The following is a 14,895-nucleotide window of genomic DNA, read 5'->3' as shown; positions in this document are numbered from 1 at the left end:
AGGAGCCCGACATGCCGTTCTTCGACCACGCCGGTCATCGCCTGCACTATGAAGAGAGCGGCTTCGGCACGCCGGTGCTGCTCGTGCACGGGCTCGGCTCCAGCACCCGCGACTGGGAGTTCCAGGTGCCCGAACTGGAAAAGCGCCACCGGGTGATTGCCCTGGATGTGCGCGGCCACGGCCAGTCGGACAAACCGCGCCAGCGCTACAGCATCGCCGCCTTCGCCGACGACGTGGTCGCCCTGCTCGACCACCTGCGCCTGGGCCGCGTGCACCTGGTAGGTATCAGCATGGGCGGGATGATCGGTTTCGAACTGGCTACCCGCTGGCCGGAACGGCTGAACAGCCTGACCATCGTCAACAGCGCCCCGGAAGTGAAGCCGCGCAGCCTGCGCGAGTACCTGGAAGTGGCGCGCCGGCTGTTCCTCGCCCATGTTCTGGGCCTGGATACGGTGGGCAAGGCGCTGGGCCGCATGCTCTTCCCCAAGCCGGAACAGAGCGACCTGCGGCGCAAGATCGAGCAGCGCTGGCCGCAGAATGACAAGCGCGCCTACCTCTCCAGCCTGCACGCCATCATCGGCTGGGGTGTGCAGGAGCGCCTCGCGCGCATAACCTGTCCAACCCTGGTGATCAGCGCCGACCGCGACTACACCCCCGTCTCGCTCAAGCAGGCGTATGTCGGACGCATGCCCAACGCACGCCTGGTGGTGATCGAGGACTCGCGCCATGCCACGCCGCTGGACCAGCCGGAACGATTCAATACCACCCTGCTCGATTTCCTCGAGCAGGTCGACCATCCCTAGAACCTTCAGGAAACATCCACCAAATGACCCTGTTCAAACGCTTCCTGCTCGCCGCCTGCTCCCTGGTCCTGGCCGGTTCGGCGCTCGCCGCCGATGCCAACAAGCCGCACGTACTGCTGTCCACCACCTCCGGTGAAATCGAAATCGAGCTGTACGCCGACAAGGCACCGACTTCTGTGAAGAACTACCTGTCCTACGTCGACAGCGGCTTCTACAACGGAACCATCTTCCACCGCGTGATTCCCAACTTCATGATCCAGGGCGGCGGTTTCACCGAAGCCATGAAGGAAAAGGACACCCAGGCGCCGATCAAGAACGAGGCCGACAACGGCCTGCTCAACGAGCGCGGCACCCTGGCCATGGCACGCACCAGCGACGTGAACTCCGCCACCAGCCAGTTCTTCATCAACCTGACCGGAAACGACTTCCTCAACCACGGCGCCCGCGACTTCGGCTACGCGGTGTTCGGCAAGGTCGTGCGCGGCATGGGCGTTGTCGACCAGATCGCCGGCGTGAAGACCGGCAACCGCGGCATGTTCCAGGACGTACCGACCACCCCCGTGGTCATCCTCTCCGCCAAGCGTCTGTAAGTTCCACCCGGACGGCTGACGGAGGCCATTAACGGCGGGGCCAGGGAGGCTCCGCCAACAACCCGAGAAGAATCATGTTGTACCGTCGTTTCGAACGTCTGATCGATCCCTTCCGCGACGTCCCCGAGCGCATGCCGCCCACCGATGTCGTCCGCTTCTACGTCTACTACCTGCGCCAGGTCTGGCCGGTGTTCCTGGCCCTGCTCTTCGTTGGCCTGATCGCCGCCCTGATCGAAGTCGCGCTGTTCAGCTACCTGGGGCGCATCGTCGACCTTGCCCAGGGCACCGCCCCCGCTGACTTTTTCTCGGTACACGGCCATGAACTGATCTGGATGGCCGTGGTGGCGCTGATCCTGCGCCCGGTGTTCAACGGCCTGCACGACATGCTGGTGCACCAGAGCATCAACCCCAGCATGACCAACCTGATCCGCTGGCAGAACCACCGCTACGTGCTCAAGCAGAGCCTGGGCTTCTTCCAGAACGATTTCGCCGGGCGCATCGCCCAGCGCATCATGCAGACCGGCAACTCCCTGCGCGACTCCGCCGTGCAGGTGGTCGACGCGATCTGGCACGTGCTCATCTACACCATCAGCGCCCTGGTGCTGTTCGCCGAGGCCGACTGGCGCCTGATGATCCCGCTGGTGCTCTGGGTGATCGGCTACGTCGGCGCCCTGGCCTACTTCATTCCACAGGTCAAACGCCGCTCGGTGGCCGCCTCGGATTCGCGCTCCAAGCTCATGGGCCGGATCGTCGACGGCTACACCAACATCACCACCCTCAAGCTGTTCGCCCACACGCGCCAGGAAGAGGACTACGCCCGCGAAGCCATCGACGACCAGACCCGCAAGACGCAACTCGCCGGGCGCGTGGTGACCTCGATGGACGTCACCATCACCGTGTTCAACGGCCTGCTGATCGCCGGCACCACGGGCCTGGCCCTGTGGCTGTGGACCCAGTCGCTGATCTCGGTGGGCGCCATCGCCCTGGCCACCGGCCTGGTCATCCGCATCAACAACATGTCCGGCTGGATCATGTGGGTGGTCGGCGGCATCTTCGAGAACGTCGGCCAGGTGCAGGACGGCATGCAGACCATCGCCCTGCCCCGCCAGGTGGTCGATGCGCCCGACGCCAAGCCCCTGGTGGTGAACCGCGGCGAAGTGCGCTTCGACCAGGTGAGCTTCAGCTACGGCAAGGGCGGCGGCCTGATCAGCGGCCTCGACCTGACGGTGCGCCCCGGCGAGAAGATCGGCCTGGTCGGCCCGTCCGGCGCCGGCAAGTCGACCCTGGTGAACCTGTTGCTGCGCCTGTACGACCTGGAAGGCGGACGCATCCTCATCGACGGCCAGGACATCGCCCACGTGACCCAGGAAAGCCTGCGCGCGCAGATCGGCATGGTCACCCAGGACACCTCGCTGCTGCACCGCTCGATCCGTTCCAACCTGCTCTACGGCCGCCCGGATGCCGGCGAAGCGGAGCTGCAGGACGCCATCCAGAAGGCCCGCGCCTCGGAGTTCATCCCGCAGCTGAGCGACGCCGAGGGCCGCTTCGGCCTCGATGCCCACGTCGGCGAACGCGGGGTGAAGCTCTCCGGTGGGCAGCGCCAGCGCATCGCGATCACCCGCGTACTGCTCAAGGACGCGCCGATCCTGATCCTCGACGAGGCCACCTCGGCGCTGGACTCGGAAGTGGAAGCGGCGATCCAGGAAAGCCTGGAAACCCTGATGCAGGGCAAGACGGTGATCGCCATCGCCCACCGCCTCTCCACCATCGCGCGCATGGACCGCCTGGTGGTGCTGGAGCACGGCCGCGTGGTCGAGAGCGGCAGCCATGCCGAACTGCTGGCCCACGGCGGGTTGTATGCGCGCCTGTGGCGACACCAGACCGGTGGGTTCGTCGGGGTGGATTGAGGTGCCCTTCGTAGGAGCGAGCTTGCTCGCGAACCGATTTCCCGGCAGCTCGGATGCTGGGGCTGTTCGCGAGCAAGCTCGCTCCTACAGGACAGTGCGAACGCCGGGGCTCACGTGCCCATAAAAAAGCCCGGCACAAGGCCGGGCATGTCCAGATCAGGACAGCTCAGTGTGTATCTAGTAGCGCCAGCGCCTCGCGGCTCAGGCGTTCGACCGTGGCCCAGTCGCCGCTGTCGATGGCGGCCTTGGGCAGCATCCAGCTGCCGCCCACGCACATCACGTTGGCCAGCCGGTAATAGTCGTTGAGGTTGTCCGGGCCGACGCCGCCGGTGGGGCAGAAACGCACCTCGGGGAACGGCCCGCCAAACGCCTTGAGGGCCTCCACGCCGCCGCAGACCTTCGCCGGGAAGAGCTTGAAGCGGCGCAGGCCGTGGCGGTAGGCCGCCATGATTTCCGACGCCGTGGCCACGCCCGGCAGCAACGGCACCGGACGGGTCACCGCATACTGCAGCAGCTCCTCGGTGCAGCCCGGCGTGACGATGAACTGCGCCCCTGCCGCTTCCGCCTGGGCAAAGGTTTCCGCGTCGAGCACGGTGCCGGCGCCGACGACCAGCTCCGGGCGCTGCTCGCTCAGCAGGCGGATCGCGGTAAGCCCCAGGGACGTCCGCAAGGTCACTTCCAGAACAGTGATGCCGCCGGCCGCCAGGGCATCCGCCATGGGCAGGATGTCCGCCTCGCGGTCGATGGTGATCACCGGCAGGATGCGCGCGCGCTGTGCCAGGGCGTCGATCTGCTGGATGTGTTGTTCAGACATTGCGGTAACTCCGTGCCTCAGGGGCACCAGTGGATCGAAAGAGGGGAACGCAGGAACGCATTGACCGGCATGCGCTGGTCGTCGTTGTCGGCAAGCGCCTGGCTCAGGGTGGCCAGCTTGGACTCGCCCTGGATCGACAGGATCTGCACCCGCGCGCCCTGCAGCACGGCGCGCGTCAGGGTCAGGCGCTGGTGCGGCACGCTCGGCGCCCACATCGGCAGGCAACGGCGCGTACCGGCCGGGTCGAGGGCCTCCGCCAGGTTGGCGCTGCCGGGGAACAGCGATGCCGTGTGGCCGTCGTCGCCCATGCCCAGCACCAGCACGTCGATGGGCAGCATCAGCTCATGCAGGTAGCGGTCGGCCTTGTCGGCGGCCTCTTCCAGGCTCACCGCCGGTTGGTAAAGGCCGATGAACTGCGCCTTCGCCGCCGCGCCCTTGAACAGGTGACGGCGCAGCAGGCCGGCGTTGCTGTCGGGATGCGACTCGGGCACCCAGCGCTCGTCGGCGAGGCTGACGGCCACGTTCGACCAGTCCAGCACCGCGCTGCTCAGCGCTTCGAGGAACGCCACCGGGCTGCGCCCGCCAGAGACCACCAGCAGCGCGCGGCCACGCTCGATCAGCGCGTCGCGCAGTGCGTCCGCCACGGCGTCGGCCAGTCCACGGGCCTGCGCCGCAGCGCTGCTCCAGGACTTCCAGGCCATGCCTTCGGCCAGTTCGGGTTCAAAGATCGCCATACCAGTCCCTCCCGTCGCGTGCGATCAGGGCAACCGAGGCCTGTGGTCCCCAGCTTCCGGCGGGGTATGGCTTGGGCTCCTCGCCCAGGCGCCCCCAGCCGTCGATCAGGCCGTCGCACCATGTCCAGGCGGCCTCGATCTCGTCCTTGCGGACGAACAGGTTCTGGTTGCCTTGCGTGACTTCCAGCAGCAGTCGCTCGTAGGCATCCGGCGTACGGGCGGTCTGGAAGGTTTCGGAGAAATTCAGTTGCAGCGGGCCGGTGCGCAGCTGCATGCCCTTGCCCAGGCCCTGGTCCTTGGTCATCACCTGCAGGGAAATACCCTCGTCCGGCTGCAGGCGGATGATCAGCCGGTTGCTGATCAGCGAACGCTGCTCGGGGGCGAAGATGTAGTGCGGCGGTTCCTTGAAGTGGATGACGATCTGCGACAGCTTCTGCGGCATGCGCTTTCCGGTGCGCAGGTAGAACGGCACGCCGGACCAGCGCCAGTTGCGGATGTCTACGCGCAGGGCGACGAAGGTCTCGGCATCGCTGTTGGGGTTGGCGTTTTCCTCGGCGAGGTAGCCAGGCACCGCCTTGCCATCGATGTAGCCGGCGGTGTATTGGCCGCGCACCACGCGGGTCGCCAGTTGCTCGGGGGCGATAGGTTCGAGCGCCCGCAACACCTTCACCTTCTCGTCACGGATGCTGTCGGCGGTGAGGTTCGCCGGCGGGTCCATGGCGATCAGGCAGAGCAGTTGCAGCAGGTGGTTCTGCACCATGTCGCGCAGTTGGCCGGCCTTGTCAAAGTAGCCCCAGCGGCCTTCGATGCCGACCTTCTCGGCCACGGTGATCTCCACGTGGGAGATGTGATTCTGATTCCACTGGGTCTCGAACAGGCTGTTGGCGAAGCGCAGCGCGATGAGGTTCTGCACCGTCTCCTTGCCCAGGTAGTGGTCGATCCGGTAGATGCGGTTTTCCGGGAAGAAGCGCGCCACCGCGTCGTTGACCGCGCGGGAGGATTCCAGGTCATGGCCGATGGGCTTTTCCAGCACCACCCGGGTGCGCTCGGCCAGGCCGACGGCGGCGAGATTTTCGCAGATACCGCCGAACACCGAGGCGGCGGTAGCGAAGTAGGCGACCAGGGTCTTCTCGTCACCCACCAGCTCGGCCAGCGCCTGGTAGGAGCTGGCATCGAGGAAGTCCATGCTCAGGTGATGCAGGCGCGCCTGGAAGCGGGCCCAGACCTGCTCGTCCCACTCCTTCTGCGGCACATACTGGCGCAGACGCTGCTCGATGGTCGCCAGCGGCGCCTCCGTGGCCCCGTCGTCGCGGGCCAGGGCGAGAATGCGGGTATCGCGGTGCAGCAGGTCTTCACGGTCGAGCTGATAGAGCGCCGGCAGCAATTTGCGCAGGGCGAGATCACCCAGGGCGCCGAACAGCGCGAGGGTACAAGGCAGAACGCGGACTTCAGGCATTTGTTGTTTCCAACCAAACTTTGAACGATAGTTAGCCTTCCACACCGACATTAAGGCAAATATGTAGTAATTAAACAACATATTTTTGCCGCTTCGCACCGTTGTTGGTCCTCTGCCGGCCTGACGTTAGGATAGCGCCGCTGGCCGCACCTACCCGGCCAACCGTCGATTGCCCAAGGAGCACGGATGAAAAACCTGCTGGAGCAGATCCAGAGCCGTCTGGAAGAGCTGAACAAGGCCGAGCGCAAGGTCGCCGAGGTGATCCTGCGCGATCCGCAGCAGGCCACGCGCTTCAGCATCGCCGCGCTGGCCCAGGCGTCCAGCGTCAGCGAGCCGACGGTGAACCGCTTCTGCCGCTCCTTCGACATGAGCGGCTACCCCGAGCTGAAGATCCAGCTGGCCCAGAGCCTGGCCAGCGGCGCCGCCTTCGTCACCCAGGCGGTGGCCGCCGACGACGGCCCCGAGGCCTACACCCGGAAGATCTTCAGCAGCACCATCGCTTCGCTGGACAGCGCTCACCGACTGCTCGACCCGAAAGCGATCGACCGCGCCGTGGACCTGCTGATCCAGGCCCGGCAGATCCACTTCTTCGGCCTCGGCGCGTCCAGCTCGGTGGCGCTCGACGCGCAGCACAAGTTCTTCCGATTCAACCTGGCGGTGTCGGCTCACAGCGACGTGCTGATGCAGCGGATGATCGCCTCGGTGGCCCACACCGGCGACCTGTTCGTGGTGATTTCCTATACCGGGCGCACCCGCGAGCTGGTGGACGTGGCGCACCTGGCGCGGCAGAACGGCGCCTCGGTGCTCGGCCTGACCGCCGCCGACTCACCGCTGGCCCGCGCCAGCACCCTGAGCCTGGACATTCCGCTGCCCGAGGACACCGACATCTATATGCCGATGACCTCGCGGATCATCCAGCTCACCGTGCTCGACGTACTGGCCACGGGCGTGACCCTGCGCCGCGGCGTGGACTTCCAGCCGCACCTGCGCAAGATCAAGGAGAGCCTTGTGCCGACGCGCTACCAGCTCGATGAGGAAGACTGAGGGAAATACAGTTTCGGAGGAGCGGCGCTTCTGCGGGATGCCCGCGTGCACGGCTGGGGCTTCGCGGACAAGGTCCGCTCCTACAGGAAGTGTAGCGCCCGGGCCGCCCACTCTCCCGCCCTGGCTACGCGCCCCGCTCCGAAGAGAGAGGGATCCCTCCGAGCCGGCTGAAGCCGCAGTTTCGGCCGGCACTGATCCAGTCCCCTCTCCCTTCAGGGAGAGGGTTAGGGAGAGGGAAGAAACCCAGGCACAAACTTTCAGAAAAAGGCAGTTGCTCCTACGAGCGCCCCAGCGGCGGGGCAAACCTGTAGGAGCGGGCCATGCCCGCGATCGCTCGCCCTGCACCGCTGAAAGACGGCGTGCTCCTACAGGGGAAATCCTGCGCCAGCGCCCCCGGCTCGATTCGCGCCCGATCAATCATCCGCCGCCGGATCCAGTCCCGGGAACAGCACCTCGGTAAAGCCGAACTTGCTGAAATCGGTAATCCGCGACGGGTACAGGCGGCCGATCAGGTGGTCGCATTCGTGCTGCACCACGCGGGCGTGAAAGCCCTCCACGGTGCGGTCGATGGGCAGCCCCTGCGGGTCGACGCCCTGGTAGCGGATGCGCTGGTAGCGATTCACCGCGCCGCGCAACCCCGGCACCGACAGGCAGCCCTCCCAGCCTTCTTCCAATTCGTCGCCAATGGGTGTGATCAGCGGGTTGAGCAGAATGGTCGGCGGCACCGCCGGCGCATCCGGGTAGCGCTCGCTGCGCTCGAACCCGAAGATCACCAGTTGCAGGTCGACGCCGATCTGCGGCGCCGCCAGGCCGACGCCGCCGACGTGGTGCATGGTTTCGAACATGTCGTCGATCAGTTGCGCCAGCTCGGCGCTGCCGATCATCGACTCGGGCACCGGCGGGGCGATGCGCAGCAGGCGCTCGTCGCCCATCTTGAGAATCTCGCGGATCATCTCGGCCTCGTTCGCCGTTGAGTGAAAGCGGCATGCTTCCAGTACGAGCAGCATCCTCGGCCCCCGCGAACCGTCTGGCAACCCCGCGACCGCCCGGCAGCGCCCCGCAGGGGGCGCCGAGCGGGTGGTAGACTGAACCTCTGAACGACCATCGAACGACGGACGTTTGCCGACATTCGCGGCAGATGGCGCTCGAACCCTGGGGGACGCTTTGATTCCGGGGGCGGGAGGTGGGTCATGAACCGGCATTACTACATCAGCGACAACCTGGATGACCTGGAACAGGTCGAGCAGGAGCTTTCCCAAAGCGGTATCGGCATCGAGCAGATGCACGTGCTGAGCGACAGCGACGCGGAAGTGCAGGAGCACCGCCTGCACGAAGTGCCCTCGATGATGAAGAAGGACGTGGTGCACTGGGGCAAGGTCGGCCTGGTCATCGGCGCGGCGCTGGCCGCGCTGGTGCTGCTGGTCGGCTACCTGAGCGGCTGGACGCAGACCGCCGCCGGCTGGATTCCGATGCTGTTCCTCGCCGCGGTGCTGCTGGGCTTCAGCCTGTGGGAAAGCAGCTTCTTCGGCCTGCAGCGCCCCAGTGGCGACGTGCGCCGCTTCCAGGACAACCTGCAGGAAGGTCGCCACGTGTTCTTCGTGGACGTGAAGCCCGAGCAGGAACCGGTGCTGGACATGGTGGTGCGCCACCACCCGCGCCTGGAAATCGCCGGCTTCGGCAACGCCATGCCGAGTTGGTGGCTGTCCGTCGAGCAGGCCTGGAATCGCTTCCGGCACATGATGTAACGGCACCGGTTGCGGCCTGAGGATCAGCTCCGCGCCATCGTGGTTGGCGCGGAAGGCGTCACGCTGCGCCTGCTTCCTTCGGAAAAGTCCTACTCTTGACGCATGTCAGGCGGCTCTGCATCGGCGGGTTCGAGACTGTCCCTGCCGCTCGCCGGCCCGCCACCGCGATATTCGTCAGGAGGACCGCATGACCACGCCCACCGAGGTCACCATCCACTCCAGCACCGGCCTGGACCGCCAGCAGTACCGCATTCGCCTCAGCTACACCGTGGAGAACCCCGCCAGCCGCGACGCCCAGGTGAGGTTCGAACTGGACGGGGAGATCGACGGCCAGCCGTTCAAGGATGGCTTCGACCTGCCCGGCGACCTCGCCTTCAATTTCGCCGGCAGCGCCACGCGCATTCTGCGCCGCCACGGGCTGCGGGTCTGCCGCGGGCCGGTGCTGCGCTTTCGCAAGGAACATGACCGGGTATTCGATGACCTGCGTCGCCAGCTCAGGGCTGAGCCGGGCACGCCGGTCGACCTGCAGCGCATGGGCTCGCTGGCCCCGGCCGAGCCGCGTTGCGCGGTGGCCGAATCCATCGTGCGCGGGCGCGGCTGAGTCGTCAGGCGAGTTCGATGCGGTCGTCGTGGATGACGATCAGGCCCTGCTTGAACAGCCCGCCGATGGCCTTCTTGAAGTTGCCCTTGCTGACACCGAACTGCTGAGCGATCAGCTCCGGCGGACTCTTGTCGCTGAGCGCCAGGGAGCCGCCGGCGTCACGCACGGCCTGCAGGATCTGCTCGCTCAACGCATCGGACAGCCCGGCACCTGCTGGTTGCAGGCTCAGGCTGATCTTGCCGTCGGCGCGGATTTCCTTGATGTAGCCGGTCTCGCGCAGACCGTTGCGCATGAACTTGAACACTTCGTTCTTGTGGATCAGGCCCCAGTGCTTGCCATCGATGATGGCCTTGTAGCCCAGGTCGGTGCGCTCGACGACCAGCAGGTCCACCTGCTGGCCGGGCTTGTAGTTGGCCGGGACGTTGTCCAGGTAGCGGTCCAGGCGCGCGGTGGCGGTGATGCGGCGGGTGCGTTCGTCCAGGTAGACATAGACCACGCAGTAATCGCCGACCTGCAGCGGGCGCTTTTCTTCCGAGTGCGGCAGGAGCAGGTCCTTGGGCAGGCCCCAGTCGAGGAACAGGCCGACGCGGTTGACCTCCACCACCTTCAGGCTGGCGAAGCCGCCCACCTGCACCTTGGGCTTCTGCGTGGTGGCGATCAGGCGGTCTTCGCTGTCCAGGTAGATGAACACGTTGAGCCAGTCGCCCACCTCGGTGTCTTCGTTCTTGGGCACGTAGCGCTTGGGCAGCAGGATTTCGCCGTGGCTCTCGCCATCCAGGTAGAGACCGAAATCGGTGTGCTTGACCACCTGCAACGAATTGAACCGACCTATGACTGCCATGACGCTTACCTCGTGAACGGGGCGGGCATTCTACGCGCATTGGCGCGTTATGGCTGCCGCCGGTTGCCGGATGACGCAGGACCTGCCCTGTAGGAGCGGACTTCGTCCGCGATAGGGTTCGGTGCCGTGCGGTTTGCGAGCAAGCTCGCTCCTACAGGTATGAGCCCGGCGAGCTTCGGGTAGGAGCGAGCTTGCTCGCGAACCCAAGCCGCGCAGGGATCGCCCGCGGGCAAGGAACAGAGGCTCACGGCCCTAATTATTCTCCGCCTGCCCGAACTGCAGCTCCGCCAGGCGTGCATAGAGCGGACTGCTGGCCACCAGCTCGGCATGCCGCCCCAACGCCACCAGCCGGCCATGCTCGATCACCGCGATACGGTCGGCATTGAGCACCGTGGCCAGGCGGTGGGCGATCACCAGGGTGGTGCGGTCGCGCATCAGCCCCGGCAACGCCTGCTGAATCAGGTGTTCGCTCTCGGCATCCAGTGCGCTGGTGGCCTCGTCGAGCAACAGGATAGGCGCGTCCACCAGCAGCGCACGGGCAATCGCCAGACGCTGGCGCTGGCCGCCGGACAGGCCCAGGCCACTCTCGCCCAGGTGCGTGCGGTAGCCCTGCGGCAGGCGCAGGATGAATTCATGGGCATGGGCGGCGCGGGCGGCGGCCTCGACCTCCGCGTCGCTGGCGTCGGGCCGGCCGTAGCGGATGTTCTCCTCCACCGTGCCGAAGAACAGCGCCGGGTTCTGCGACACCAGCGCGAAGCTGCGGCGCAGGTCCGCCGGATCGAGACGGGCGATGGGCTGGCCGTCGATGAGAATGCGCCCCTGCTGCGGGTCGTAGAAGCGCAGCAGCAGGTCGAACAGCGTGGATTTGCCAGCACCGGAGGGGCCGACCAGCGCCAGGGTTTCACCCGGCTCGACGCGCAGGTCGATGCCGTCGATGGCCCACTGCTGCGGGCGCGACGGATAGGCGAAGCGCACGCCCTGCAGCTCGATGCTGCCGACGATGCGGGCCGGCAGCCGCAGCAGGTCGCTGCTCGGCGCGACGATTTCACTGCGCGCGCGCAGCAGCTCGGCGATGCGCTCGGCGGCGCCGGCGGCGCGTTGCAGCTCGCCGATCACTTCACTGAGGGTGCCGAAAGCCATGCCGACGATAAGGCTGTAGAACACGAAGGCCGCCAGGTCGCCGGGGCTGATGCGCCCGGCGATCACGTCCATGCCGCCGACCCAGAGCATCACCCCGACGGCGCCCAGCACCAGCAGGATGACCACGCTCACCAGCCAGGAACGCTGGGTGATGCGCTTGCGCGCGGTATCGAAGGCCTCCTCCACCGTGCGACCAAATCGCGCACGGTCCTGCGCCTGGTGGTTGTAGGCCTGCACCGTCTTGATCTGGCCGAGGGATTCGCCGACGTAACTGCCGACGTCCGCCACGCGGTCCTGGCTGAGCCGCGAGAGGCTGCGCACGCGGCGGCCGAACAGGAGGATCGGCGCGATCACCAGCGGCAGCGAGGCGACGACAATGCTGGTCAGCTTGGCGTTGGTGAAGAACATCAGGATCACCCCGCCCAGCAGCATCAGTACGTTGCGCAGCGCCATGGACAGCGAGGAACCGATCACCGATTGCAGCAAGGTGGTGTCGGCCGTCAGGCGCGACTGGATTTCCGAGGCGCGGTTGTTCTCGTAGAAGCCGGGGTGCAGTTCGATGAGGTGGTCGAAGACCCGCTGGCGGATATCGGCGACAAAACGCTCGCCAATCCACGACACCAGGTAGAAACGCACGAAGGTGCCGACCGCCAGGCACAGCACCAGGGCGAAGAAGATGCCGATGGCGCGCGTGAGCAGTTGCTCGGACTGGGTGATGAAGCCCTGGTCCACCAGCAGGCGGATGCCCTGCCCCAGCGACAGGGTGATGGCGGCGGTGAACAGCAGCGCCAGCAGGGCGCCGACGGCGCGCCAGCGGTAGGGAGCGAGGAACGAGCGAGCCAGGCGCAGGGCATTGCGCTGGCGGGACGACAACAGGGACATGGCGGGCTCTGTACGGCCGGAATGGGCAGAGGGTAGCACCGCCATGCCGAGGCCGGCGAAGGGCGCATCGGACGGGGCGTGGGACCGTTCGTTCCATCTCCGCCCCGAAAGGTGCTCGTTTGATGTACAATGGGCGGCCAATTTGCGCAGACAGGTATGGCAGACATGACTACCAAGCCCTCCACCCGCCAAAAGGCCGCTCCCAAAGCCCCCGCCGCTACCGCCACCAGCGAAGCGCTGGCCGACCAGGTTGCCGCCTTCCTCAAATCCGGCGGTGAGATCCAGCAGATCGCCAAGGGCGTGACCGGTCAGAACTACGGCGCACCGAGCCGCCACATCAGCCTCGGCAAGAAGTAATCGCGCAGGCAAGCCTGCCGGCTCCCGGCAGGCTGCCCGCCTCCCCCGCGTCAGCCCCGCCGCACCGCTCGCCTTTCCCCCTCGCGTTACACCAAAGCCTCCGCAATTACACACGTCCCGTATTGCCTCGCACCTTGCACTGGGGCAGAGTCCGCCGATAGTCAGGACCTGGCCATCCCATGGCCACTCGCAAGGAGCACCCCATGCTGCCCTCTCCGGAAAAGCTGCTATCGCGTAACCTGCTCGATGTGCTGATCCGCGCCGGCCTCATCCTGTTGCTGGCCGTCTTCTGCTTCCGCATCTTCCACCCCTTCCTCGACCTGATGCTCTGGTCGGTGATCCTCGCCATCACCCTCTACCCCATGCACCAGTTGCTCAGCGGCTGGCTGGGCGATCGGCCGAACAGCGCGGCGAGCCTGATCGTCATCCTCGGCCTGGTGATCCTGCTGGTGCCAGTGGTGGTGATCGGGCTGTCCATGGCCGACTCGGTGCGCGACCTGGTGCACGCCATCCAGAACCGCACCCTGCAGATCCCGCTGCCGCCGGACTCGGTACAGAACTGGCCGGTGATCGGGCAATACGTCTATCCCTTCTGGCACCGCGTGGCCACCGACTTCATGGGCGTGGCACATCAACTGGCGCCGCACCTGCAGGGCGTGGCGAAGAAGGTCGCCGGGCAGGCGGCCGGTGTCGGCATGGGCTTGATGCAGTTCCTCGCCGCGTTCGTCATCGCCGGGGTGATCATGGCCTACGGCAAGCTCGGCAGCCGCACCGCCTGCGACATCGCCATCCGCATCTCCGGGCCGGACCGTGGCCCCGGCCTGGCCGAGCTGTGCACCGGCACCATCCGCGCGGTGGCCCAGGGCGTGGTCGGCGTGGCCTTCATCCAGACGCTGATCCTCGGCCTCGGCTTCATCGTCATGGGCATTCCCGGCGCCGGCCTGCTGGCCCTGGGCGTGTTGCTGCTGGGCATCACCCAGTTGCCGGTGGTGCTGATCACCCTGCCGGCGGTGGCCTACGTGTTCATGACCAGCGACTCGCTGCTGGTGTCCATCCTGTTCACCGTCTGGACGGTCGCCGGCGGCCTGTCGGACAACGTGCTCAAGCCGCTGATGTTCGGCCGCGGCAGCAAGGTGCCGATGGCCGTGATCCTGATCGGCGCCCTGGGCGGCATGCTCAGCAACGGCATCATCGGTCTGTTCGTCGGCCCGGTGGTGCTGGCCCTGGGCTACGAGCTGTTCATGTCCTGGGTGCACGAGCGCGAGGCGCCGGTCGCGCCGCCCGTCGAGACGCCCGAACAAACCACTCCCTGACCTCCCGCCCGCGGCGCTACCGCGGGCCTCACCCGCAATGGAATGCACACGATGTCCAAACGCTGCTCCCTCACCGCCGCCCTGCTCGCCGCCGGTCTGCTGCTCTCCCCGCTGGCCTTCGCCGAAGAGACTGCCGTTGTCTGGCCGGCCGCGGTCAATGCCGCCGACCAGCAGCGCCTGACCAGCCTCGACGGACAGGTCAAGCAACGGCTAGACCAGCTCCAGCAGAGCGAGGACGAAACCACCCGCAACGAGGCGCTGAATCTCTACCGCATCGTGCTGGAGGACCCGGAGCCGCTGGCCGACGCGGCCCTGACCGGCAACTGGAAGTGCCGCTCGGTCCAGCTCGATGGCGACGCGCTGTATGGCTACCCGAACTTCAAGTGCTCGGTGCGGCAGACACCGCAAGGCCTGTTCCTGGAGAAGACCAGCGGCTCGCAGCGCATCAGCGGCTACCTGCAACGCCTGGACGACAAGCAGTGGGTGTTCATCGGCGGCGCCTCGGTCAATGACGAACCGCAGGTCGGCTACAGCGGCCTGGAACACGCCGCCGCGCGGGAATCCGATGTGGTCGGCGTGGTACGCCATTCGTACGACGGCTTCGTGCTGCTGGTGCCCGAACAACTGGGCGGCTACAACCTGTTCCGCTTCACCCGCTGAACCCCGCG

15 protein-coding genes are annotated in these 14,895 nt (G+C 66.6%); 9 read left to right on the top strand and 6 right to left on the bottom strand.

Annotated features, from left to right (window positions below):
- Nucleotides 1-11: 11 nt before the first annotated feature.
- The 3 genes from ACNFIA_RS21790 (at nt 12) to ACNFIA_RS21780 (ending at nt 3,300) form a co-directional block, all read left to right on the top strand.
- Nucleotides 12-803, top strand: coding sequence for an alpha/beta fold hydrolase (locus ACNFIA_RS21790; RefSeq protein ID WP_259756323.1), 792 nt, complete (start codon nt 12-14; stop codon nt 801-803).
- A 29-nt stretch (nt 804-832) separates the two neighbouring features.
- Nucleotides 833-1,393, top strand: a complete 561-nt coding sequence (locus ACNFIA_RS21785) for a peptidylprolyl isomerase (RefSeq protein ID WP_416788714.1) — start codon at nt 833-835, stop codon at nt 1,391-1,393.
- Between the two features lie 74 nt (nt 1,394-1,467).
- The gene (locus ACNFIA_RS21780) at nt 1,468-3,300 is read left to right on the top strand and encodes an ABC transporter ATP-binding protein (protein ID WP_416788563.1); all 1,833 of its coding nucleotides are present in this window, start codon (nt 1,468-1,470) and stop codon (nt 3,298-3,300) included.
- 166 nt (nt 3,301-3,466) lie between these two features.
- On the opposite strand, the gene ACNFIA_RS21775 is transcribed toward ACNFIA_RS21780, so the two are convergent.
- Genes ACNFIA_RS21775 through zwf form a run of 3 tightly spaced genes read right to left on the bottom strand, consistent with a single transcriptional unit; the run spans nt 3,467 to nt 6,304 of the window.
- Nucleotides 3,467-4,114: a bifunctional 4-hydroxy-2-oxoglutarate aldolase/2-dehydro-3-deoxy-phosphogluconate aldolase gene (locus tag ACNFIA_RS21775; protein ID WP_259756326.1), complete on the bottom strand. Its 648-nt coding sequence runs from the start codon at nt 4,112-4,114 to the stop codon at nt 3,467-3,469.
- 17 nt (nt 4,115-4,131) lie between these two features.
- Nucleotides 4,132-4,848 carry a 6-phosphogluconolactonase gene (gene pgl / locus ACNFIA_RS21770; protein ID WP_416788560.1) on the bottom strand — a complete coding sequence of 239 codons (717 nt, stop codon included), beginning with the start codon at nt 4,846-4,848 and terminating at the stop codon, nt 4,132-4,134.
- A complete protein-coding gene (zwf, locus tag ACNFIA_RS21765; RefSeq protein WP_259756330.1) occupies nt 4,835-6,304 on the bottom strand; it encodes a glucose-6-phosphate dehydrogenase in 1,470 nt (489 codons plus the stop codon). The genes pgl and zwf overlap by 14 nt, the downstream gene beginning before the upstream one ends.
- A 186-nt stretch (nt 6,305-6,490) precedes the next feature.
- Here zwf and ACNFIA_RS21760 point away from each other — a divergent pair, with 186 nt between their 5' ends.
- Nucleotides 6,491-7,348 (top strand): MurR/RpiR family transcriptional regulator, encoded by an 858-nt coding sequence (locus ACNFIA_RS21760; protein ID WP_259756331.1) that lies wholly within the window; start codon nt 6,491-6,493, stop codon nt 7,346-7,348.
- Between the two features lie 413 nt (nt 7,349-7,761).
- Here the strand turns inward: ACNFIA_RS21760 and def are convergent, their stop codons facing one another.
- A complete protein-coding gene (gene def / locus ACNFIA_RS21755) occupies nt 7,762-8,301 on the bottom strand; it encodes a peptide deformylase (protein ID WP_416788558.1) in 540 nt (179 codons plus the stop codon).
- Between the two features lie 237 nt (nt 8,302-8,538).
- Here def and ACNFIA_RS21750 point away from each other — a divergent pair, with 237 nt between their 5' ends.
- Both ACNFIA_RS21750 and ACNFIA_RS21745 read left to right on the top strand, forming a co-directional pair.
- Entirely contained in the window at nt 8,539-9,093 is a 555-nt protein-coding gene (locus ACNFIA_RS21750) for a magnesium transporter (protein ID WP_416788554.1), read from the top strand.
- 187 nt (nt 9,094-9,280) lie between these two features.
- Nucleotides 9,281-9,694: a DUF5064 family protein gene (locus ACNFIA_RS21745; protein WP_259756337.1), complete on the top strand. Its 414-nt coding sequence runs from the start codon at nt 9,281-9,283 to the stop codon at nt 9,692-9,694.
- 4 nt (nt 9,695-9,698) lie between these two features.
- Here ACNFIA_RS21745 and ACNFIA_RS21740 read toward each other — a convergent pair whose 3' ends face one another.
- Entirely contained in the window at nt 9,699-10,535 is an 837-nt protein-coding gene (locus ACNFIA_RS21740) for a S1 RNA-binding domain-containing protein (RefSeq protein WP_416788551.1), read from the bottom strand.
- Between the two features lie 252 nt (nt 10,536-10,787).
- Complete coding sequence (locus tag ACNFIA_RS21735; RefSeq protein ID WP_416788548.1) at nt 10,788-12,557, bottom strand: ABC transporter transmembrane domain-containing protein; 1,770 nt, start codon at nt 12,555-12,557, stop codon at nt 10,788-10,790.
- A gap of 156 nt (nt 12,558-12,713) precedes the next feature.
- On the opposite strand from ACNFIA_RS21735, the gene ACNFIA_RS21730 reads away from it, so the two are divergent.
- The 3 genes from ACNFIA_RS21730 to ACNFIA_RS21720 all read left to right on the top strand — a co-directional run bounded on the left by ACNFIA_RS21730 (nt 12,714) and on the right by ACNFIA_RS21720 (nt 14,887).
- Nucleotides 12,714-12,914, top strand: coding sequence for a hypothetical protein (locus ACNFIA_RS21730; RefSeq protein ID WP_416788546.1), 201 nt, complete (start codon nt 12,714-12,716; stop codon nt 12,912-12,914).
- A 203-nt stretch (nt 12,915-13,117) separates the two neighbouring features.
- The gene (locus tag ACNFIA_RS21725; protein ID WP_416788545.1) at nt 13,118-14,227 is read left to right on the top strand and encodes an AI-2E family transporter; all 1,110 of its coding nucleotides are present in this window, start codon (nt 13,118-13,120) and stop codon (nt 14,225-14,227) included.
- A gap of 51 nt (nt 14,228-14,278) precedes the next feature.
- A complete protein-coding gene (locus ACNFIA_RS21720; RefSeq protein ID WP_416788542.1) occupies nt 14,279-14,887 on the top strand; it encodes a DUF4893 domain-containing protein in 609 nt (202 codons plus the stop codon).
- Nucleotides 14,888-14,895 lie beyond the last annotated feature (8 nt).

This window comes from Pseudomonas sp. NY15437, assembly GCF_048068435.1.
GTDB classification, from domain to species: Bacteria; Pseudomonadota; Gammaproteobacteria; order Pseudomonadales; family Pseudomonadaceae; genus Pseudomonas; species Pseudomonas nitroreducens_B.
This window is presented reverse-complemented; position numbering and strand designations above follow the sequence as displayed.

Excerpts from the sequence above, each read along its gene's own strand:
- ACNFIA_RS21790 (WP_259756323.1), top strand. The coding sequence starts at position 12 with ATGCCGTTCTTCGACCACGCCGGTCATCGCCTGCACTATGAAGAGAGC.
- ACNFIA_RS21780 (WP_416788563.1), top strand. The coding sequence starts at position 1,468 with ATGTTGTACCGTCGTTTCGAACGTCTGATCGATCCCTTCCGCGACGTC.
- ACNFIA_RS21775 (WP_259756326.1), bottom strand. The coding sequence starts at position 4,114 with ATGTCTGAACAACACATCCAGCAGATCGACGCCCTGGCACAGCGCGCG.
- pgl (WP_416788560.1), bottom strand. The coding sequence starts at position 4,848 with ATGGCGATCTTTGAACCCGAACTGGCCGAAGGCATGGCCTGGAAGTCC.
- zwf (WP_259756330.1), bottom strand. The coding sequence starts at position 6,304 with ATGCCTGAAGTCCGCGTTCTGCCTTGTACCCTCGCGCTGTTCGGCGCC.
- ACNFIA_RS21760 (WP_259756331.1), top strand. The coding sequence starts at position 6,491 with ATGAAAAACCTGCTGGAGCAGATCCAGAGCCGTCTGGAAGAGCTGAAC.
- def (WP_416788558.1), bottom strand. The coding sequence starts at position 8,301 with ATGATCCGCGAGATTCTCAAGATGGGCGACGAGCGCCTGCTGCGCATC.
- ACNFIA_RS21750 (WP_416788554.1), top strand. The coding sequence starts at position 8,539 with ATGAACCGGCATTACTACATCAGCGACAACCTGGATGACCTGGAACAG.
- ACNFIA_RS21745 (WP_259756337.1), top strand. The coding sequence starts at position 9,281 with ATGACCACGCCCACCGAGGTCACCATCCACTCCAGCACCGGCCTGGAC.
- ACNFIA_RS21740 (WP_416788551.1), bottom strand. The coding sequence starts at position 10,535 with ATGGCAGTCATAGGTCGGTTCAATTCGTTGCAGGTGGTCAAGCACACC.
- ACNFIA_RS21735 (WP_416788548.1), bottom strand. The coding sequence starts at position 12,557 with ATGTCCCTGTTGTCGTCCCGCCAGCGCAATGCCCTGCGCCTGGCTCGC.
- ACNFIA_RS21730 (WP_416788546.1), top strand. The coding sequence starts at position 12,714 with ATGGCAGACATGACTACCAAGCCCTCCACCCGCCAAAAGGCCGCTCCC.
- ACNFIA_RS21725 (WP_416788545.1), top strand. The coding sequence starts at position 13,118 with ATGCTGCCCTCTCCGGAAAAGCTGCTATCGCGTAACCTGCTCGATGTG.
- ACNFIA_RS21720 (WP_416788542.1), top strand. The coding sequence starts at position 14,279 with ATGTCCAAACGCTGCTCCCTCACCGCCGCCCTGCTCGCCGCCGGTCTG.